We start from the raw sequence: 20809 nt of genomic DNA on the forward strand, positions 1-20809 counted from the left end.
AAAGTAGGGCACAACGTGATAATCCATCGAACAAAAAGGAGGAACTTCTGGTGACGGTTCCATTTGTTACGGTAGAAGGTCCGATTGGTGTTGGTAAAACCTCTTTATCAAAAGAGATAGCAGCGACATTTAATTACCATCTATTAAAAGAAATTGTAGACGAAAACCCTTTTTTAAATAAGTTTTATGAAAACATTGAGGAGTGGAGTTTCCAAACGGAAATGTTCTTCCTTTGTAATCGCTATAAGCAATTAACGGATATTAAAAAATTTCGATTAGCGCATGCCAAACCGGTTGTAGCAGACTATCATATTTTTAAAAATTTAATATTTGCGAAACGTACATTGGCGCCAACTGAGTACGACAAGTACGAGGAAATCTATAGAATTTTAACGAAGGATATGCCTGTTCCAAATGTAGTGGTTTATTTACATGCCAGCGTTGAAACATTAATGAAGCGTATCGCCATGCGTGGTCGAGAATTTGAAAAGATGATTTCACGAGATTACATGGAGCAGCTTGTGGCTGATTATCATTCCTTTATCCAGCATTTTGAGAACATGCATCCTGAAATTCCAGTTATTCGATTTAATGGAGATCAGCTTGATTTTGTAAAAAATCCAAATGATTTAGAACATGTTTTAAAAATAATTAAAGATACGTTACAACAAAGGAGTTTGCAATAATGAATTTAAGAGAGAAGTATGATATTCCACCACAAACAGTCATCACTATTGCAGGAACTGTTGGTGTAGGAAAATCAACGATGACAAAGGCATTGGCAGAGGCACTAAACTTTCGTACATCATTCGAGAAAGTAGATACGAATCCATACCTTGATAAATTTTATGATGACTTTGAAAAATGGAGCTTTCATTTACAGGTTTACTTTTTAGCAGAGCGATTTAAAGAACAGAAGCGTATTTTTGAATATGGCGGAGGATTTGTACAAGATCGATCCATTTACGAAGATACTGGGATTTTTGCTAAGATGCACTATGATAAAGGAACAATGAGTCCGACAGATTATGAAACATATACAAATTTGTTTGATGCGATGGTGATGACACCCTATTTCCCGCATCCAGATTTGCTTGTCTATCTTGAAGGACCAATTGATGCAGTTATTGGTCGTATTCAAGAGCGTGGACGTGCCATGGAGCAACAGACACCGAATGATTATTGGGTAGAAATGCATGAACGCTACGAAAACTGGATTAATAACTTTAATTCCTGTCCAGTTCTTCGTTTAGATATTAACGATTATGATTTATTAAAAAATCCTGATGCCATTGAATCAATTGTGAGCCGCATCAGTCATATGCTAAAACAAACAAGCCATTTACGAAAGTAAAAGTAAATGACCAAAAAACGTGGGACAATATATAGCTGATTGTTGCACGTTTTTTGAATAGGAGGGATTACTATAAGAATTGCAGTGTATTGCGGATCTGGTTTAGGTAAAAATCCTATTTATGCTGAGAAGGCGGCGGAGCTAGGTACAGCACTAGCTAACAGCGGTCATGGTGTGGTCTATGGTGGTTCTAAAACAGGGTTAATGGGGAAGGTAGCCGATGCTGTTTTAGCAGCGGGTGGAGAAGTAATTGGTGTGATGCCCACTCATTTACAGAAGAGAGAATTGGCACATGCCTCATTAACAGAGATTCATTTTGTAGACTCTATGCATATTCGTAAGGCTAAAATGGCAGAGTTAGCCGATGCCTTTATTGCTCTTCCTGGTGGCGCAGGAACTTTAGATGAATATTTTGAGGTATTTACTTGGGCTCAGATTGGACTGCATGAAAAACCTGTCATTTTATATAATGTAAATGGATTCTATAATGCAATTTTGAAGCATTTTAAAATAATGTTAGAGGAAGACTTTATACGTGCAGAACAAAAGGCGCTCTTTCATGTGGCAACGACTTCGAAAGGTGTTTTACGTTTATTAAAAAAACATGGGTGAGCATTCCCATGTTTTTTATGTAAGATAAAAGTTAAATAATTATATTTTAAGTAAAAAAATAGAAATAAATGAGGTGTTGTATATGCACAGTGTAGATGCTCAAGTAACCGATGATTTAGTAGTACAAGCCATTGAACGTAATATAGCAATTATCCGCTTTAATATGGACAGAAGAGTAGCATACGTCAATGAGCTATTTGCTCAAACATTAGGTTATACCGTACAGGAGATGTTAGGAAAGCACCATAAAGAACTTTGCTTGCCTGATTTTACGAATAGTAGCGAGTACGATAAATTTTGGCGTAATCTAACAGCTGGAAATAGCTATCAGGATAAAGTTGAGCGAATCGATGCTAACGGTCAAAGAATTTGGTTGGAAGCGACATATATGCCTGTTTTCGCAAATAATACAAGAAAAGTAATAGGTGTTTCTAAAATAGCTGCTAATATTACTGAACGTCAAAATGAGATAATGAGCGTAGCCGACAAATTAAAGAGTATGTCTAAAGAGCTTTATCAGCGTTCAGAGGCTGGTATTCAAAATAGCCAGGACCTACTGGAAACCATTCAAGTAGTGTCACAGGAATCAAATGAAAATGTAAGTAATCTTGCACAGCTTCAAAAACAAGCGGATTCTATAAAAGGCATTGTCAAAACGATTCAAGAGATTGCCTCACAAACTAATTTATTGGCTTTAAATGCGGCCATTGAAGCAGCTAGAGCTGGCGAATATGGTAGAGGTTTTGATGTAGTAGCCAAAGAGGTTCGAAAGCTTTCTGTAAGAGTTGAGCAATCCATTTCAGAAGTGAAAGATAATGTTGAAGGGATTGAACGAGAAATTAGTCAGGTGACAGACAGTATTACAAGGATAGCTGAAAAAGCGGATAAAACGAATGAACAAATTACCGTCACTACAAATGATTTTAGTGAAATTGCATCTGCTGCTGAAGCATTAGATGAACAATCCAAGCAGTTTATCGAAATCATTTAATCTTAAACAGGGCACTATCCTTTAAATGGATGATGCCATTTTAATATCAATACACATATTTCATAAAAAATAATGGTGAAATACTGTTGTCATTTTTTCCACTTGTTTTCGATATATATTGAAATAGTCTATATTTTTTATTTACAATAATAGTGTAAGGCTTTCATCAATCATAATAGGGGTGTTATGTATGACAAAAGTGGAAGTAAGCTTTCAGCATCTACCAACTACAGCTATATCAGATGCGACAGGTGGGCATACCAATTTGCGTAGTGATATCAAGCCGTTAGCAGATCATTTTAAAATTGCAGGGCGAGCTGTGACTGTACGTTTACCAGATGGTGAAAACGGGGCAGTATTGGAAGCAATTAGAGCAGCGAATGAAGGGGATATTTTAGTAATTGATGCAAAAGGAAATACGAATAGAGCGGTAGCTGGAGATTTTGTGATTTCCTTAGCAAAGGGCATTGGTGTACAAGGTTTTGTTGTAGATGGCGTAATCCGTGATATTGAAGCAATTCGGGAGCTAAATTTCCCTATATTCTCGTTAGGTACTACCGTAGCTGCAGGCAATAAAAATGGTGGTGGTCAAGTAAATGTGCCCATTGCCATAGGGGGAGTAACAGTTCTCCCTGGTGATTATATAATTGGGGATGTAGACGGTGTGATTGTCGTGCCACAGCAAGAGGCTGAAAAAATTGTAGCAGCAGCAGAAGCCAAACTCGAAAAAGATGAAAAGCGTGCACAGGAAGCACATGTCAATGGAAAAGAATCCATTATAGCTTATTTAGATAAAATATTAGCAAAATAAAAAAACCCTCACGATGCCATCCAACATCGTGAGGATTTTTTTAACTTACGCTAGATTTTCATTATCATTAAAGTAATTTTTCATCTTTTCGCGATCGAAACGACCTTCCCATTTTGCCATTACTAATGACGCTAATGAGTTACCAATTACGTTAACAACTGTACGTCCCATATCAAGAATACGGTCAATACCAGCGATAAATGCTAGTCCTTCAAGTGGAATACCGACAGTACCTAAAGTTGCTAGAAGTACTACGAATGATACTCCTGGAACACCTGCAATCCCTTTAGATGTAACCATTAGTACAAGCATTAACGTAATTTGTTCACCAATGCTTAGGTGAATACCGTACATTTGAGCAATAAATAATGCTGCAATGGCTTGGTAGAGTGTTGATCCATCTAAGTTAAAGGAGTAACCAGTTGGTATAACAAAGGAAACAATATCCTTTGGCGCACCTAATTTCTCCATTTTCATCATAACACGTGGTAATACAGCTTCAGAACTTGCTGTAGAGAACGCTAAAATTAGTTCATCTTTTAATACTTTAATTAAATAGAAGATGCTAATTCCTGCGAATTTTGCCACAAGGCCAAGAACGACAAAGATAAAGAATAGCATTGTTGCATATACAAGAATGGCCAATTTGGCAAGTGGAACCAGGGAGGCAAACCCATATTTGGAAACGGTTACACCAATTAAACCAAATACCCCAAGTGGAGCGAATTTCATTACGAGGTTTGTTACCCAGAACATAGCATCTGCTACCCCTTGGAAGAAGTCTAAGACTGGTTTTCCTCGATCACCAACTGCAGCAACCCCTAAACCAAAAAGAACTGAGAAGAAGATAATCGCAAGCATATCACCTTCAGCCATTGACTGAATGATATTTGTTGGGACAATGCCTACAATGATATCAAATGGCCCCTCATGCTGTACTTCTTCAGTTGTTGATACATACTTTGAAATATCACCTTGAGATAGTTCATTCATATTTATACCTGCACCAGGTTGGAAAATGTTCGCAGAAAGTAATCCAACTACGATGGCAACAGTTGTAATAATTTCAAAGTAAATAATAGATTTCCCGCCTAATCGTCCAAGTTGCTTCATATCTCCAGTACCAGCAACACCAACGATTAAAGTCGAAATTATAATCGGTACAACAATCATCTTAATTAGATGTAAAAATATATCCCCTAATGGTTGTAAATATGTCTCAATTTTGGGGTTTCCGTAAAAGATACCACCAATAATGATCCCTAAAATCAAACCGATTAAAATTTGAGCGGCTAAACTGATTTTAAATTTCTTTTTCAAATCCTTTGTACCTCCCCTAGTATTAAATTTTCAGGACACGCCTTACTTTAATAATACAGAGGACTTACGGAATCCGACAAAATCCGAGAAAATTAATTTACTTTTGTTAAAATGTCTGAATATAAAACTTGAATAAACTTCTTAATATTAACCTTTGCTTTACGATTATCGTGGTCTTCAATTTGTGTCATGAGCTGGCGAATCTCTTTAAAATCAAAGTAGCGTGGGGCATAGTACTCGAATTCAGAGTTTGTATAATCAACAACCCCTAAATTAGCAAGATTAATCATTGCAGCTAATATTGTTCGGCGCACACGCTGTTCAATGGCTTTACTTTCCTTTAATATGTCATCGGGTGTAGCCTTTGTCACAGCTGCAATTTCTTCATACAGCTCTTTTAATGGAGGAAGAGGTGCAATCTTATGCTGATGAGCAAGTAATGTTTCTATAATGGCAATTATATCCTCACTACCAATTTCACCGACAATGCCCATATCATTTAAAATAGATTGAATATGATCTCGTGATGTTGCTTTATGAGCCTTTTGTTCAGTTAATTCAATGTTTGTAAGTGATTGACGTATAACTAACAGTGAATTTTTAAGTCGAAATTGTTCAGTTGTTTTTTTCAAAACATTTTCTACTTCGATACGGTTGATTGGTTTATGAATGAAGAAATCAATTCCTTGTTCATAGGCCTCACCAACCATTTCCTTATTCACAACTTGTGAAATCATAATAAATTGTCCCTCAAAACGATTTTGCATAAGTTGCTCAACTGTTGCTATACCATCGAGCTTGGGCATCAGTAAATCAATTAACACAAATTCTGGCTGCGTCATTAAAATCTGTGGTATGGCATCCTCACCATTACGTGCCTCACCAATAACTGTACCTAGCCCGCTATCTTCAATAATTTGTTTTAACATAACACGACTTGCACGATCATCGTCTACAATAAAATACCTCATTTAAGTCTCTCCCGTTTGAATAGTTTGCGTAGGAATTATGATTTTAAACGTTGTATATTGATCGTCTGAATCAACGGTTATTGAGCCTTTTAATTTTTCTACTAATTCAGCAACGTGTGAAAGCCCAATGCCAGTTGCCGCTACACCATCAATATTGAACTTGGTTGTGTATCCAGGTTCAAAGATAACAGAAATATCTGCTTGTGAAATTCCTTGCCCATTATCACATACTGTTATTACAGTATTATCTTCTTGGCGCCCAATAGCAATAGAAATGATACCTTGTTCTTCAATAGCCTCAACAGCATTGGCAGATAAGTTATTTAAAAGAGCAAGGAGTGCAATATGTTCCTTTGTTTGAAAATCGAAGTCTATACATGTATTAAATTGTATATCCTTACCAAGTAATTCAGCGTATTTCCTATTGCCTTCTTCAATATAATGCAATAATTCAGATAATACGAAAGGGCCGAAGCTTCTTTCGCCCACAATCTTCGAAATACCAGCATATATACGTTGAGAATCTTTCTTCACTTCATGGATTTCCTGGGCAATATGAAGTGCCTGTAAACTTTCAGCTCGATAACCTAGCACTTTTAACTGTCGATATAATTCATAACCGCTGGCTGTAATAGTTTCAATATGGTTCATTGATTTTTTTAAGTATAGGGTCTCAACATAGAGGTCAGATCCGATATTGAGCATTTCTTGTACTCGTTTTTTTTGCTCAGCAATCAAAATGGAGCTATAAATACCTACTACAAAAAAACTGCGTAATATAGCTACGGCTAATAGGATCAGGAGGTCATGAAGAAATAAAAAAGTATAATTTTGGACAAAAAATCGAAAAATTTGTTCTGCTAAATTACTAATGACCTCACTAAAGGCGACGAGTAAACCAAGTTTTAAAGGTTTTTCTCTATATTGTTGAATATCTAAAATTTGTAGGCACACTGCAAACAATACATAAAATAACGCGGCTGGTAAATGGTTAAATAGACTCTCAGAAATTGGAACGTTGTGTAACGTGGAATTAATAACACGAAAAATTGTTGTCACTATACTTGTTGCAATACCGGCTAAAATAATCGGTGTAGGTTTAAGTAGTGTGCATAAAAAGAAGATGATTGTACCTAAACCAAAACGGAATGTTGTATTAGCAAATGGCATAATTTTAATTTCACTACCAATTGCGGTCAGGACAGCAATAATGAAAATCCAAGTAAGGGAAGCACGTGTCATAGATAATTTCGATTGCAATATTACAACCTCCCATCATTCATATAATAAAAAATACCACAACCGAGGCGGAAGTGGTATCTAACAAGTAATACATACAATTTTGGCAAAAAAAAAACGGCTACAATTGTAGTCGGAAATTTTAAAAATGGAGGAGGTAGAGGGATTCGAACCCCCGCGCGGTGTTACCCGCCTGTCGGTTTTCAAGACCGATCCCTTCAGCCAGACTTGGGTATACCTCCATGTTATATTGCTCTGCTGTCTTATCGACAAAAATAAATTTATCATAACTAGAAACACTCGTCAATATTTTTTTGAAAAAAATTTAAGTAGTTTATTCAGGGCTTGGAAATAAATAATTTGTGCATTAAGTTGCAATTTATACAAACTGTCAGTATACTAGTTATTGCCGTGCTAGGTGGGAAGGTAGCGGTGTCCTGTAACTCGCAATCCGCTCTAGCGAGACTGAATTCCTTTTTCGAGGCTGTCCGTATTGTTTGGTCTGCCTTTTGCACGTAGTGTTGACGATTGGGTCCTGCGCAATGGATACCCATGAACCATGTCAGGTCCGGAAGGAAGCAGCATTAAGTGGTCTTATCCATGTGCCGCGGGGTTGCCTAATCCGAGCTAACGACAAGAGTAACGCTTATGTGCGGCTGTCAAGGAAAGGTGCACGGCATTAACTTGCCAATTCAAAGCATCCGTCTACTATAAGGCGGGTGCTTTTTTATTTTTAAATTTAGTAACTTCATTTTCTATATAAGAAGGCAAATGCTATAATATAACTATTCAATTAAATGGAGAAGGAGAGAGGAAATCAGTGACGTATCAAGCATTTTATCGTGTGTATCGACCGCAATCTTTTCGAGAAATGTCTGGCCAAGCACATGTCAAAAGAACGCTACAAAATGCTCTCCTAGCAAATAAAACAACGCATGCTTACTTATTTTCTGGGCCGCGTGGTACAGGGAAAACAAGTACAGCCAAAATCTTTGCGAAGGCTTTAAATTGTGAACATGCACCATCGAAAGAACCGTGTAATGAATGCGCTACATGTATAAGTATTACGGATGGCTCCCATCCTGATGTCATTGAATTTGACGCGGCTTCGAATTCACGTGTTGAAGAGATTAGGGATATTATAGAAAAGGTTCGCTTTGCTCCTGCAAGCAGTAGATATAAGGTGTACATCATAGACGAAGTGCATATGCTTTCTACAAGTGCCTTTAACGCTCTTTTAAAAACTTTGGAAGAGCCACCTCCTCATGCTGTATTTATTTTAGCAACGACAGAGCCTCACAAATTGCCTGCAACGATTATTTCTCGTTGTCAGCGCTTTGATTTTAAGCGACTTTCTACCAATGATATTATTGAACGTATGAAGGTCGTCCTAGAAGATATTGATTTACCATATGAAGAACAAGGTTTAAAGGTGATCGCACAATCAGCCGCAGGAGGAATGCGTGATGCTTTAAGTTTGCTAGACCAAGTTGTGTCATTTAGTGGGGAAAAATTAAAGCTTGAGGACACATTATTAGTTACAGGTTCAATTAGTCAGGATGTTTTTTATGACTTAGCTGAAGCATTGAAAGTAAAAGATGTTGCTCAAATGCTAGCTCTTTTAGAGCAACTTATAGCTGATGGCAAGGATCCCTTGCGCCTTTCAGAAGATTTAATTACTTTTTTCCGCGATTTACTATTACTTCAAACAAGTGATAATTTAGCTGAACTTTTAGAGTTAGTGTCCCCTGAGGAGCGTGTATTTACTTTAGCACACGAATTTGCTCCAGATATGCTTTATGGCTATATTGATATACTCGCAAAAATACAGCAGGAGATGCGTTTCTCTCACCATACGAAAATTTACTTAGAAACAGCATTGCTTAAAATGGCACAATTTTCGGGAGGGTTAGCGCATCAAACAGTGGCTATGAACGAAACTGTACAAAGCTCAGAACTCACGCAAAAGGTGGTAGCGCTTGAGCAGATGGTTCAACAATTATCCTTGCAGCTGCAAACAGGAACTACTGTGCAAACGACGTCAGCGCAAAAAGAGCAAAGACCTCGTGCTAAAAACCCGAATGGCTATAAAGCACCCACTGGTCGTATTCAGGAAGTGTTGAAAGATGCTACAAAGCAAGATGTGCAACGTATCAAGTCGGTTTGGGCACAAGCATTAAATCAAATGCAAAAATCTCAATCGGCTCTTTTAGCAGAGGCTGAACCTGTTGCGGCATCTTCGAGTGCTTTTGTGTTAAAATTCAAGTATGATATTCATTGTCAGATGGTTGCCGATAACCAATCTTTAAAGGCTCACTTTACACAATTAATTGCTGGGCAAACTGGTACAATGTACGAGATGCTATGTATACCAGAAGAATCTTGGTTGAAAATGCGTGAAGAGTTTATCCGTGATCACAGTCTACAGCAAAAGAAATCACAGGCTGTCTCAGAGCATGGAGAAGAATTATTAGAGCCACCACCGGCAGAAATGCCAGATGAACCATTTATCGATGATGCCCAACCTCTTGCTTCACAAGATCCACTTGTGACAGAGGCTGAAAAGCTCTTTGGTAAAGATTTTGTTGAAATTATTGAAGATTAAATTTTTAGGAGGAAGACATTTATGCGTGGAATGGGAAATATGCAAGGTATGATGAAAAAGATGCAAAAAATGCAAAAGGAAATGATGGAGGCTCAAGAGGCTTTAAATGCTGAGCAATTTGAAGGTGTTGCAGGCGGCGGCATGGTAAAAGTAACAGTTTCTGGTCAGCGTGAAGTAGTGTCAGTAAATCTAGATGAAGCTGTAGTAGACCCAGAAGACATCGAAATGTTACAAGACCTAATTGTTATTGCAACAAATGAAGCGTTGAAAAAGGTAGAAGAAAAAACAAACTCAACGATGGGTAAATTCACTCAAGGCTTAAACCTTCCATTCTAGGAGGTAATCATATGTACTACCCAGAACCAATATCTAAATTGATCGATAGTTTTATGAAATTGCCAGGTATCGGGCCGAAAACCGCGGCTCGTCTGGCGTTTTTTGTGTTATCTATGAAAGAAGACGATGTATTATCTTTCTCTAAAGCATTGATTGATGCTAAACGAAACCTGAGTTACTGTTCTGTCTGTGGCAATATAACAGATGTAGACCCATGTCACATTTGTGCAGACAAGCAGCGAGATCATTCTATTATTTGTGTTGTGCAAGATACAAAGGATGTTATTGCAATGGAAAAAATGCGTGACTACAACGGCATGTATCATGTACTTCAAGGTGCAATTTCTCCAATGGATGGTATCGGTCCAGAGGATATTAATGTTGCTTCCTTGTTAGTGCGTTTGCAAGATGAAAGTGTACAAGAGCTTATTTTAGCTACGAATTCAACAATTGAAGGTGAGGCAACAGCTATGTACATATCTCGCCTTGTCAAACCTTCAGGGATTCGTACGACTCGTATTGCGCATGGATTGCCAGTAGGGGGAGATTTAGAATACGCAGATGAGGTTACGCTATCTAAGGCAATGGAAGGCCGACGCGAATTATGAGTGAGGGATTAATATGTTCTTCCGTAGTAAAGGAAAGTTAAAAAAAGAATTCGATGATAGGCTTGTGAATCTTATAAAAGAAACAAAAGAGGATTTACAGCAGGCGAAGATAATAGAAGAATTAATGGATGACTATGATCTCGGGGTAATTGCTCAACGCAAAACAGCAGAAAGTATTCATTTCTATTTATTTAAGGAAGCTAGAATTCGCAAGGTATTAATAAAATAGTTCTTATTTAAATATTCATAGAAGCGATACAGGAAACATAAACTTTCATAATTATTTAATTGAGGGGGCAACCATATTGTCTTGGTTAGTAATTATGAGTATTAGTATTCCTGTAGGGCTTCTTTTTCTTTATGTAATAATAAGACATGCTAAACTAGGTAAGATTTTAGAAGGGTTATCGGTGTTTTGGTTTAGATTTGCATTTGCTTTTCTATTATTATTTATAATCCATTTAGGTATTGGTTATATAGGATATAATGTACCCATCAATCTATTTTCAGTCTTAACTATTGCCGTCTTAGGTATTCCGGGTGTATTAGGAATAACAGCTTTAATATTTTTTTTATAAAAAGCTTGCAATATGAAAAGAATATGATATAGTTATAAAAGTCGCTAATATAACTGATTGAAACGAAAATAAATTAAAAATTTACGTTGACACATTATATACGACGTGGTATTATATAAGAGTTGCTGCTAAAACAGCAGTTAACGAAATGAACCTTGAAAACTGAACAAGCAAAACGTAATCAATAAAGTTTTCAGTAACTAACTTCTGTTAGTGAACGAAACAAAATTTTGGACATCAAAATTGATGCCAGCAAAACAATTTGAGCTATTCAAATTTCTTTTATGGAGAGTTTGATCCTGGCTCAGGACGAACGCTGGCGGCGTGCCTAATACATGCAAGTCGAGCGAACAGAGAAGGAGCTTGCTCCTTCGACGTTAGCGGCGGACGGGTGAGTAACACGTGGGCAACCTACCTTATAGTTTGGGATAACTCCGGGAAACCGGGGCTAATACCGAATAATCTGTTTCACCTCATGGTGAAACACTGAAAGACGGTTTCGGCTGTCGCTATAGGATGGGCCCGCGGCGCATTAGCTAGTTGGTGAGGTAACGGCTCACCAAGGCGACGATGCGTAGCCGACCTGAGAGGGTGATCGGCCACACTGGGACTGAGACACGGCCCAGACTCCTACGGGAGGCAGCAGTAGGGAATCTTCCACAATGGGCGAAAGCCTGATGGAGCAACGCCGCGTGAGTGAAGAAGGATTTCGGTTCGTAAAACTCTGTTGTAAGGGAAGAACAAGTACAGTAGTAACTGGCTGTACCTTGACGGTACCTTATTAGAAAGCCACGGCTAACTACGTGCCAGCAGCCGCGGTAATACGTAGGTGGCAAGCGTTGTCCGGAATTATTGGGCGTAAAGCGCGCGCAGGTGGTTTCTTAAGTCTGATGTGAAAGCCCACGGCTCAACCGTGGAGGGTCATTGGAAACTGGGAGACTTGAGTGCAGAAGAGGATAGTGGAATTCCAAGTGTAGCGGTGAAATGCGTAGAGATTTGGAGGAACACCAGTGGCGAAGGCGACTATCTGGTCTGTAACTGACACTGAGGCGCGAAAGCGTGGGGAGCAAACAGGATTAGATACCCTGGTAGTCCACGCCGTAAACGATGAGTGCTAAGTGTTAGGGGGTTTCCGCCCCTTAGTGCTGCAGCTAACGCATTAAGCACTCCGCCTGGGGAGTACGGTCGCAAGACTGAAACTCAAAGGAATTGACGGGGGCCCGCACAAGCGGTGGAGCATGTGGTTTAATTCGAAGCAACGCGAAGAACCTTACCAGGTCTTGACATCCCGTTGACCACTGTAGAGATATAGTTTCCCCTTCGGGGGCAACGGTGACAGGTGGTGCATGGTTGTCGTCAGCTCGTGTCGTGAGATGTTGGGTTAAGTCCCGCAACGAGCGCAACCCTTGATCTTAGTTGCCATCATTTAGTTGGGCACTCTAAGGTGACTGCCGGTGACAAACCGGAGGAAGGTGGGGATGACGTCAAATCATCATGCCCCTTATGACCTGGGCTACACACGTGCTACAATGGACGATACAAACGGTTGCCAACTCGCGAGAGGGAGCTAATCCGATAAAGTCGTTCTCAGTTCGGATTGTAGGCTGCAACTCGCCTACATGAAGCCGGAATCGCTAGTAATCGCGGATCAGCATGCCGCGGTGAATACGTTCCCGGGCCTTGTACACACCGCCCGTCACACCACGAGAGTTTGTAACACCCGAAGTCGGTGAGGTAACCTTTTGGAGCCAGCCGCCGAAGGTGGGATAGATGATTGGGGTGAAGTCGTAACAAGGTAGCCGTATCGGAAGGTGCGGCTGGATCACCTCCTTTCTAAGGATTATTTCGGAATACAAACCTAGGGTTTGTAAGATTACGTTTTGCGTTCAGTTTTGAAGGTTCATTCTTTCTTGAATGAAAATCTTCAAAACTTGTTCTTTGAAAACTGGATAAAACGACATTGAAATTGTAACAAACACATTTATTTTTTAAGTTTTTTATAGGCTTAATAACTTGGTTAAGTTATTAAGGGCGCACGGCGAATGCCTTGGCACTAGGAGCCGAAGAAGGACGGCACTAACACCGATATGCTTCGGGGAGCTGTAAGTGAGCTTTGATCCGGAGATTTCCGAATGGGGGAACCCACTACGTTTAATCGCGTAGTATCTTGACGTGAATACATAGCGTCTTGAAGGCAGACCCAGGGAACTGAAACATCTAAGTACCTGGAGGAAGAGAAAGAAAAATCGATTCCCTGAGTAGCGGCGAGCGAAACGGGAAGAGCCCAAACCAAGAGGCTTGCCTCTTGGGGTTGTAGGACACTCAATACGGAGTTACAAAAGAGCGAGTTAGATGAAGCGACTTGGAAAGGTCCGCCAGAGCAGGTAAAAGCCCTGTAGTCGAAAGTTCGTTCTCTCCTGAGTGGATCCTGAGTACGGCGGAACACGTGAAATTCCGTCGGAATCCGGGAGGACCATCTCCCAAGGCTAAATACTACCTAGTGACCGATAGTGAACCAGTACCGTGAGGGAAAGGTGAAAAGCACCCCGGAAGGGGAGTGAAAGAGATCCTGAAACCGTGTGCCTACAAGTAGTTAGAGCCCGTTAATGGGTGATAGCGTGCCTTTTGTAGAATGAACCGGCGAGTTACGATTACGTGCGAGGTTAAGCTTTAGAAGGCGGAGCCGCAGCGAAAGCGAGTCTGAATAGGGCGAAATAGTACGTGGTCGTAGACCCGAAACCAGGTGATCTACCCATGTCCAGGGTGAAGGTAAGGTAACACTTACTGGAGGCCCGAACCCACGCACGTTGAAAAGTGCGGGGATGAGGTGTGGGTAGCGGAGAAATTCCAATCGAACTTGGAGATAGCTGGTTCTCTCCGAAATAGCTTTAGGGCTAGCCTCGTGATGAGAATACTGGAGGTAGAGCACTGTTTGGACTAGGGGGCCATCCCGGTTTACCGAATTCAGACAAACTCCGAATGCCAGATATTTATACACGGGAGTCAGACTGCGAGTGATAAGATCCGTAGTCAAAAGGGAAACAGCCCAGACCACCAGCTAAGGTCCCAAAGTAATCGTTAAGTGGAAAAGGATGTGGCGTTGCACAGACAACCAGGATGTTGGCTTAGAAGCAGCCATCATTTAAAGAGTGCGTAATAGCTCACTGGTCGAGTGACGCTGCGCCGAAAATGTATCGGGGCTAAACGATTCACCGAAGCTGTGGATTGACATCTACGATGTCAGTGGTAGGAGAGCGTTCTAAGTGCGTTGAAGTCAGACCGGAAGGACTGGTGGAGCGCTTAGAAGTGAGAATGCCGGTATGAGTAGCGAAAGACGGGTGAGAATCCCGTCCACCGTATGACTAAGGTTTCCTGAGGAAGGCTCGTCCGCTCAGGGTTAGTCGGGACCTAAGCCGAGGCCGATAGGCGTAGGCGATGGACAACAGGTTGATATTCCTGTACCACCTCCTCACCGTTTGAGAAATGGGGGGACGCAGTAGGATAGGGTAAGCGCGCTGTTGGTTATGCGCGTCCAAGCAGTAAGGCGTGTGTGTAGGCAAATCCGCACACTGTAACGTTGAGCTGTGATGGCGAGTCCGTATGGACGAAGTTCCTGATTTCACACTGCCAAGAAAAGCCTCTATCGAGGTGAGAGGTGCCCGTACCGCAAACCGACACAGGTAGTCGAGGAGAGAATCCTAAGGTGTGCGAGAGAACTCTCGTTAAGGAACTCGGCAAAATGACCCCGTAACTTCGGGAGAAGGGGTGCTCTTGAGCGTGCAAGCGCATGAGAGCCGCAGTGAATAGGCCCAGGCGACTGTTTAGCAAAAACACAGGTCTCTGCAAAACCGTAAGGTGACGTATAGGGGCTGACGCCTGCCCGGTGCTGGAAGGTTAAGAGGAGTGGTTAGCGCAAGCGAAGCTGCGAATTGAAGCCCCAGTAAACGGCGGCCGTAACTATAACGGTCCTAAGGTAGCGAAATTCCTTGTCGGGTAAGTTCCGACCCGCACGAAAGGCGTAACGATCTGGGCACTGTCTCAACGAGAGACTCGGTGAAATTATAGTACCTGTGAAGATGCAGGTTACCCGCGACAGGACGGAAAGACCCCGTGGAGCTTTACTGTAGCCTGATATTGAATTTTGGTACAACTTGTACAGGATAGGTAGGAGCCAGAGATCTCGGAGCGCCAGCTTCGAAGGAGGCGTCGGTGGGATACTACCCTGGTTGTATTGAAATTCTAACCCATGCCCCTTAGCGGGGCAGGAGACAGTGTCAGGCGGACAGTTTGACTGGGGCGGTCGCCTCCTAAAAGGTAACGGAGGCGCCCAAAGGTTCCCTCAGAATGGTTGGAAATCATTCGTAGAGTGTAAAGGCACAAGGGAGCTTGACTGCGAGACCTACAAGTCGAGCAGGGTCGAAAGACGGGCTTAGTGATCCGGTGGTTCCGCATGGAAGGGCCATCGCTCAACGGATAAAAGCTACCCCGGGGATAACAGGCTTATCTCCCCCAAGAGTCCACATCGACGGGGAGGTTTGGCACCTCGATGTCGGCTCATCGCATCCTGGGGCTGTAGTCGGTCCCAAGGGTTGGGCTGTTCGCCCATTAAAGCGGTACGCGAGCTGGGTTCAGAACGTCGTGAGACAGTTCGGTCCCTATCCGTCGTGGGCGTAGGAAATTTGAGAGGAGCTGTCCTTAGTACGAGAGGACCGGGATGGACACACCGCTGGTGTACCAGTTGTCTTGCCAAAGGCATCGCTGGGTAGCTATGTGTGGACGGGATAAGTGCTGAAAGCATCTAAGCATGAAGCCCCCCTCAAGATGAGATTTCCCATTACGCAAGTAAGTAAGATCCCTCAAAGACGATGAGGTAGATAGGTTCGAGGTGGAAGTGTGGTGACACATGGAGCTGACGAATACTAATCGATCGAGGACTTAACCAAAACGTTTGAACCATTCAATGAACCGTTTATCCAGTTTTGAAAGAACAAAACTTTCAATAAAAAAAGAGCTTCAAGACACAAGTAGAACAAGGAAGCAAACGAGTGATTGAAGGAGCGTACTTCTGTACGTGACTGATTGAACGAGAGCAGCTGACGCAGTAATACGCCGTGTATTGAAGGTCGACCATAGTCTAGTGATGATGGCAAAGAGGTCACACCCGTTCCCATACCGAACACGGAAGTTAAGCTCTTTAGCGCCGATGGTAGTTGGGGGCTTCCCCCTGTGAGAGTAGGACGTCGCTAGGCAACAAAGTAACCACTGAGAAATCAGTGGTTTTTTTTATTTATTTAGAGACCTATAAAATGTTAAAGTTTAATGGAGTGATTAAAACACACAAAGGGGTGCAATGTAATGGCAACTGGACAATATAGTAAGAATATCAGTATGCAGAAAGAAAGGTTAGAGGAATTTATTCAAAATAAAGAACAATGGGCTGTTTTAATACCAGGTTACTTACACCACGAATTACTGAATGAAAATGATATGATTTGGGTCTTTCAAGGAGATTTTGGCATTATTCAAAAAGCTGTTAAAGTGGAGCTGAAGGTGAAAAAATCAGATGCTCATCAGATACTTTTTGATTTGGAGGGCTTATCCGATCCGATAAATGGCGATGGTTCATTTGAAATAAAACAAAATCAAGATCAATCATTGCAACTTACTGGTAAGTTAACAATGAAGGCTAGCGGCTTTTTAGCAGGAATGATGAATCCAGTTTTAGATAATTTTGTCCCAAGACTAGTGGAGCAATTAGTAAAGGAAATGGCCGTTAAAGTGGTAAAAGAATAGTTTTGTGGAAAAGGGTGGGAGAACCGATTATTGCAGATAACGGCAATAATCGGTTTTTATATGGAATGAGCAAATGTTTTTTTACTAAATGTTCTCTCTTCGATAATGAGGTAAAGAATGTCTGCTTTTTAGTGGCTATTCAAATATCTATTCAAATAGAATGCCGGCGTGACTAAATTATGTTGTCACATAGCCTCTAAACGATGATTCCTTTGGAGTAAACTCAAAGTAATCTAGATGCAATGGAAACAGAGATAATAAGACGTTTTGTTGAAAAATTTTAGTTCAACAGATAAATATGGAGAACCTTGTTGAGGGATAGCTTTTTTATCTCGTTATAATTTCGTATAATTAAATAAGAATCTAACGAAAATGGGTGTTTGTTTTGCAAAAGAAAAAGCCAATTATAGAGGGATTAGAACGTTTTAGACAACAACAAAATATTTCTTTTCATGTCCCAGGTCATAAGCATGGCGAACTGTCCCATCTTCCGCAAGCATTTAAAGATGTTATGCGTTATGATGTAACTGAATTAACAGGTTTAGATGATTTGCATTACCCTGAGGAAATGATATTAGAAGCAGAAAATTTACTAGCAGATACATATGGAGCAATGAAGAGTTTCTTTCTAGTGGGCGGTTCTACTGTTGGGAATTTAGCGATGATTTATGCTACATGCGATAAAGGCGATACCATTATTGTCCAACGTAATGCCCATAAATCAATTTTCCACGCCATTGAACTTGTGGGGGCTAAGCCTATTTTTGTCTCACCAATCTGGGATGAGCGAACGTTAACGGCAACGCATGTCACTTATAAAGATCTTAAAGAAGCAGTGAAAAATTATCCAGAGGCGAAAGCGGTCGTTTTAACATATCCTACTTATTATGGGATGACATCGAATGAAATACAGCAACAAATTGCTTATTGTCATGAAAAAGAAATCCCTGTCTTAGTGGATGAGGCACATGGCGCTCATTTTAATGCGTGTACATTATTTCAACCATCCGCTTTGTCATTAGGAGCAGATGTCGTTGTACAATCAGCACATAAGACATTACCTGCAATGACGATGGCATCCTTTATGCATGTTAAGTCGAAATTAGTTGATGCTGACAAAATACATCACTATCTACGAATGCTGCAATCTAGTAGCCCATCCTATGTATTATTAGCCTCATTAGATGATGCTCGCTATTATGTACAGACATATATGGAGAGTGATGGGGCATATATAATAGAAAAAAAGAATCAATGGATTGAAGCATTACGATCAATTGGTTCCTTAGAGGTAATTGAAGTAGATGACCCACTTAAGGTATTGTTACGTGTCAATGGTTATAGTGGTTTTCAATTACAGGAGGTACTGGAGGCCAAGCATGTCTATGGAGAGCTAGCTGATGCGAATCAAGTATTATTTGTGTTACCTTTGCTGAAGCAAGGACATCCTTACCCATTTGCTGAAATAAGAGTCCGCATAAAAGAAGCTATAACAATGCTATTAAACACAGCTAAAACGGATAGCATAGCTGCTTCTCAAACGGCCTATCATTTTGTACCTATTACTGAACCTATTTATACCTTTAATGAAATTGCATCATTAAGTAAAGAATGGTTACCATATATGCGTACAATGGGAAGGGTTTCAGCAAGTATGATTATTCCTTATCCGCCTGGTATTCCATTACTTGTTCCAGGAGAAAGAATAACCGTAGCAAAATTAAGTCAACTGGAAGAGCTATTAGCAGCAGGAGCGACATTCCAAGGAAATCATCGATTAGCAGAAAAAATGATTCAGGTCATTAGATAGTTGGAGGCAATAACAGCATGAAAAGCAATATATTTATTACATTCGAAGGCCCAGAGGGAGCAGGGAAAACAACAATCATTCAAATGATAGCTGAGCGACTAGCAGAAAAAAATATTGACGTTCTAGCAACAAGAGAACCAGGCGGCATCGAAATTGCAGAAAAGATAAGAACCATTATTTTAAATCCTGCACATACAGCTATGGACGAGCGAACAGAAGCATTGTTATATGCTGCAGCAAGAAGTCAGCATTATTTTGAAAAAGTACAACCAGCTTTAGATGCTGGTCAGTTGGTAATATGTGATCGTTTTATCGACTCATCTTTAGCTTATCAAGGTTATGCAAGAGGAATAGGTGTTGATGAGGTACTTTCTATTAACGAATTTGCTATCGGTAAGAAATTACCTGACGTAACTATATTATTTGATCTTCCACCAGAGGTTGGATTAGCACGTATTCATGCAACTGACAAGAGAGAAGTAAATCGTTTAGATGTTGAAAGTTTGCCGTTTCATCAGAAGGTACGTGAAGGATATTTACAACTAGTCGATCGGTACCCAGAACGTATACGTGTAGTGAATGCAGACCAACATATTGAGCATGTTGTTGAAGATGTATGGTTATTATTATTGGAAGCAATGCACTAAAAGCATGAAGTTGTCCACAACATTGTGATATAATGATACTATCCATTATTTTATCTAATTCAGCAGATACCTACTGAATTACGAGCAAGCTTGATAAAATATGGACGTAATTATGCCGAGGTGTAATTAATTTCACATGGATAATAGTCGAAGTATTAATGTTTATAAATGCTTAGGAATAGTATGAAAACCTATTTAGGTGAATTTTATAAAAGGGGTGAGTGCGAATGAAGTTAGTCGTAGCTGTAGTGCAAGATCAGGATAGCAGTCGCTTATCAAATGCTTTAACGAAAAATCAGTTTCGCGCAACTAAATTAGCGAGCACAGGAGGATTTTTACGTTCAGGAAATACGACATTTCTTATAGGAACTGAAGACTCTCTCATACCCAAACTTTTAGATATTATTCGGGATAATTGTCGAGCACGGGAGCAAATGGTTGCGCCAGTTTCTCCATTAGGAGGAAATGCCGATTCCTATATACCTTACCCTGTGGAGGTAGAGGTAGGAGGAGCTACTGTATTTGTTTTACCAATTGAACAATTCCATCATTTTTAATAAGTAGCCTCCATTCGTAAGAGGTCACTGATATTAGGCTTATCATATGAGCCTGATATTTATCCCAATGCAGGGAGAAATTGATAAAGATAGTGGGGCGAAACCAGCTTGAAGATTAATCAAGATATACGTGTCGGGTTAAATACAAATCGCAATGAGCCACTACAAAATAATAATCAAAATAACCGATTTGGAGATATGGTCGTTAAGCAAGGTAACAAGCTGCAAACAGAGCAACTAACACGTTTATTAGGAGATATTTCGAGTGCTGGTGATCGTGTTGCAAGGTCACGTAATTTACGGGAACTTGCTAAGTTTAAAATGCTTGTAAAACGATTTCTACAAGAGACAGTAGAACATGGAATGGATTTAAAACAATCACATACATGGAATCGTTTTGGCGAAGGCAGACGATTAAAAATCATTGAAACTATTGATACACGTCTTGTCGAACTTGCCCAAGATCTCTTAGACGAGGAAAAAGAAGCGATAGACCTCCTTGATAAAATCGGTGAGATTAAAGGCTTACTAATTAATTTATATATGTAAAACCCGTGTCTCATTCTCATTTAGGCGC

18 protein-coding genes, 1 tRNA gene, 3 rRNA genes and 1 other RNA gene are annotated in these 20809 nt (G+C 40.4%); 19 read left to right on the forward strand and 4 right to left on the reverse strand.

The window, feature by feature from the left end; all coding sequences use genetic code 11:
- Positions 1 to 50: 50 nt before the first annotated feature.
- The 5 genes from NV349_RS00160 to NV349_RS00180 all read left to right on the forward strand — a co-directional run bounded on the left by NV349_RS00160 (position 51) and on the right by NV349_RS00180 (position 3768).
- Positions 51 to 686 carry a deoxynucleoside kinase gene (locus tag NV349_RS00160; protein ID WP_036122083.1) on the forward strand — a complete coding sequence of 212 codons (636 nt, stop codon included), beginning with the start codon at positions 51 to 53 and terminating at the stop codon, positions 684 to 686.
- Entirely contained in the window at positions 686 to 1354 is a 669-nt protein-coding gene (locus tag NV349_RS00165; RefSeq protein WP_036122086.1) for a deoxynucleoside kinase, read from the forward strand. The genes NV349_RS00160 and NV349_RS00165 overlap by 1 nt, the downstream gene beginning before the upstream one ends.
- Positions 1355 to 1438: 84 nt before the next feature.
- A complete protein-coding gene (locus NV349_RS00170; RefSeq protein ID WP_058843213.1) occupies positions 1439 to 1966 on the forward strand; it encodes an LOG family protein in 528 nt (175 codons plus the stop codon).
- 82 nt (positions 1967 to 2048) lie between these two features.
- Positions 2049 to 2957: a methyl-accepting chemotaxis protein gene (locus NV349_RS00175; protein ID WP_036122113.1), complete on the forward strand. Its 909-nt coding sequence runs from the start codon at positions 2049 to 2051 to the stop codon at positions 2955 to 2957.
- A 190-nt stretch (positions 2958 to 3147) separates the two neighbouring features.
- On the forward strand, positions 3148 to 3768 hold the full coding sequence (locus tag NV349_RS00180) for an RraA family protein (RefSeq protein ID WP_058843212.1): 621 nt from the start codon (positions 3148 to 3150) through the stop codon (positions 3766 to 3768).
- Between the two features lie 45 nt (positions 3769 to 3813).
- On the opposite strand, the gene NV349_RS00185 is transcribed toward NV349_RS00180, so the two are convergent.
- From NV349_RS00185 to NV349_RS00200, 4 genes are all read right to left on the reverse strand, one after another.
- Complete coding sequence (locus NV349_RS00185) at positions 3814 to 5088, reverse strand: cation:dicarboxylate symporter family transporter (protein ID WP_036122120.1); 1275 nt, start codon at positions 5086 to 5088, stop codon at positions 3814 to 3816.
- 92 nt (positions 5089 to 5180) lie between these two features.
- Complete coding sequence (locus NV349_RS00190) at positions 5181 to 6059, reverse strand: response regulator (protein ID WP_036122124.1); 879 nt, start codon at positions 6057 to 6059, stop codon at positions 5181 to 5183.
- Positions 6060 to 7319 carry a sensor histidine kinase gene (locus NV349_RS00195; protein WP_051891648.1) on the reverse strand — a complete coding sequence of 420 codons (1260 nt, stop codon included), beginning with the start codon at positions 7317 to 7319 and terminating at the stop codon, positions 6060 to 6062.
- 128 nt (positions 7320 to 7447) lie between these two features.
- Positions 7448 to 7540: transfer RNA gene (locus tag NV349_RS00200), tRNA-Ser, on the reverse strand.
- A gap of 167 nt (positions 7541 to 7707) precedes the next feature.
- Here NV349_RS00200 and ffs point away from each other — a divergent pair.
- From ffs to NV349_RS00270, 14 genes are all read left to right on the forward strand, one after another.
- Positions 7708 to 7975, forward strand: an RNA gene (gene ffs / locus NV349_RS00205) — signal recognition particle sRNA large type.
- A 143-nt stretch (positions 7976 to 8118) separates the two neighbouring features.
- On the forward strand, positions 8119 to 9903 hold the full coding sequence (gene dnaX, locus NV349_RS00210) for a DNA polymerase III subunit gamma/tau (protein ID WP_271911996.1): 1785 nt from the start codon (positions 8119 to 8121) through the stop codon (positions 9901 to 9903).
- Positions 9904 to 9924: 21 nt separating this feature from the next.
- Positions 9925 to 10239 carry a YbaB/EbfC family nucleoid-associated protein gene (locus NV349_RS00215; protein WP_036122138.1) on the forward strand — a complete coding sequence of 105 codons (315 nt, stop codon included), beginning with the start codon at positions 9925 to 9927 and terminating at the stop codon, positions 10237 to 10239.
- An 11-nt stretch (positions 10240 to 10250) separates the two neighbouring features.
- The gene (gene recR, locus NV349_RS00220) at positions 10251 to 10847 is read left to right on the forward strand and encodes a recombination mediator RecR (RefSeq protein ID WP_036122141.1); all 597 of its coding nucleotides are present in this window, start codon (positions 10251 to 10253) and stop codon (positions 10845 to 10847) included.
- A 13-nt stretch (positions 10848 to 10860) separates the two neighbouring features.
- Positions 10861 to 11076 carry a YaaL family protein gene (locus tag NV349_RS00225; RefSeq protein ID WP_036122143.1) on the forward strand — a complete coding sequence of 72 codons (216 nt, stop codon included), beginning with the start codon at positions 10861 to 10863 and terminating at the stop codon, positions 11074 to 11076.
- A 76-nt stretch (positions 11077 to 11152) separates the two neighbouring features.
- Entirely contained in the window at positions 11153 to 11425 is a 273-nt protein-coding gene (locus NV349_RS00230; RefSeq protein ID WP_036122146.1) for a pro-sigmaK processing inhibitor BofA family protein, read from the forward strand.
- A gap of 281 nt (positions 11426 to 11706) precedes the next feature.
- A 16S ribosomal RNA gene (locus tag NV349_RS00235) occupies positions 11707 to 13258 on the forward strand.
- A gap of 182 nt (positions 13259 to 13440) precedes the next feature.
- Positions 13441 to 16368, forward strand: a 23S ribosomal RNA gene (locus NV349_RS00240).
- A gap of 190 nt (positions 16369 to 16558) precedes the next feature.
- Positions 16559 to 16674 (forward strand): 5S ribosomal RNA (rrf, locus tag NV349_RS00245).
- The 16S, 23S and 5S rRNA genes sit together here, the layout of an rRNA operon.
- Before the next feature lie 106 nt (positions 16675 to 16780).
- Positions 16781 to 17218, forward strand: coding sequence for an SRPBCC family protein (locus tag NV349_RS00250; RefSeq protein WP_271911998.1), 438 nt, complete (start codon positions 16781 to 16783; stop codon positions 17216 to 17218).
- Between the two features lie 376 nt (positions 17219 to 17594).
- The gene (locus NV349_RS00255; RefSeq protein ID WP_271911999.1) at positions 17595 to 19028 is read left to right on the forward strand and encodes an aminotransferase class I/II-fold pyridoxal phosphate-dependent enzyme; all 1434 of its coding nucleotides are present in this window, start codon (positions 17595 to 17597) and stop codon (positions 19026 to 19028) included.
- Positions 19029 to 19045: 17 nt separating this feature from the next.
- On the forward strand, positions 19046 to 19675 hold the full coding sequence (gene tmk, locus NV349_RS00260; RefSeq protein ID WP_058844483.1) for a dTMP kinase: 630 nt from the start codon (positions 19046 to 19048) through the stop codon (positions 19673 to 19675).
- Positions 19676 to 19902: 227 nt separating this feature from the next.
- Positions 19903 to 20232, forward strand: a complete 330-nt coding sequence (locus tag NV349_RS00265; protein WP_004229230.1) for a cyclic di-AMP receptor DarA — start codon at positions 19903 to 19905, stop codon at positions 20230 to 20232.
- 108 nt (positions 20233 to 20340) lie between these two features.
- Positions 20341 to 20781 carry a YaaR family protein gene (locus NV349_RS00270; protein WP_036122373.1) on the forward strand — a complete coding sequence of 147 codons (441 nt, stop codon included), beginning with the start codon at positions 20341 to 20343 and terminating at the stop codon, positions 20779 to 20781.
- Positions 20782 to 20809 lie beyond the last annotated feature (28 nt).

Origin of the sequence: Lysinibacillus sp. OF-1 (assembly GCF_028356935.1) — a bacterium.
In the GTDB taxonomy this organism is placed as follows: Bacteria; Bacillota; Bacilli; order Bacillales_A; family Planococcaceae; genus Lysinibacillus; species Lysinibacillus fusiformis_D.

Coding starts and splice junctions, on each gene's coding strand:
- NV349_RS00165 (WP_036122086.1), top strand. CDS start 686: ATGAATTTAAGAGAGAAGTATGATATTCCACCACAAACAGTCATCACT.
- NV349_RS00175 (WP_036122113.1), top strand. CDS start 2,049: ATGCACAGTGTAGATGCTCAAGTAACCGATGATTTAGTAGTACAAGCC.
- NV349_RS00180 (WP_058843212.1), top strand. CDS start 3,148: ATGACAAAAGTGGAAGTAAGCTTTCAGCATCTACCAACTACAGCTATA.
- NV349_RS00190 (WP_036122124.1), bottom strand. CDS start 6,059: ATGAGGTATTTTATTGTAGACGATGATCGTGCAAGTCGTGTTATGTTA.
- NV349_RS00215 (WP_036122138.1), top strand. CDS start 9,925: ATGCGTGGAATGGGAAATATGCAAGGTATGATGAAAAAGATGCAAAAA.
- recR (WP_036122141.1), top strand. CDS start 10,251: ATGTACTACCCAGAACCAATATCTAAATTGATCGATAGTTTTATGAAA.
- NV349_RS00225 (WP_036122143.1), top strand. CDS start 10,861: ATGTTCTTCCGTAGTAAAGGAAAGTTAAAAAAAGAATTCGATGATAGG.
- NV349_RS00250 (WP_271911998.1), top strand. CDS start 16,781: ATGGCAACTGGACAATATAGTAAGAATATCAGTATGCAGAAAGAAAGG.
- tmk (WP_058844483.1), top strand. CDS start 19,046: ATGAAAAGCAATATATTTATTACATTCGAAGGCCCAGAGGGAGCAGGG.
- NV349_RS00265 (WP_004229230.1), top strand. CDS start 19,903: ATGAAGTTAGTCGTAGCTGTAGTGCAAGATCAGGATAGCAGTCGCTTA.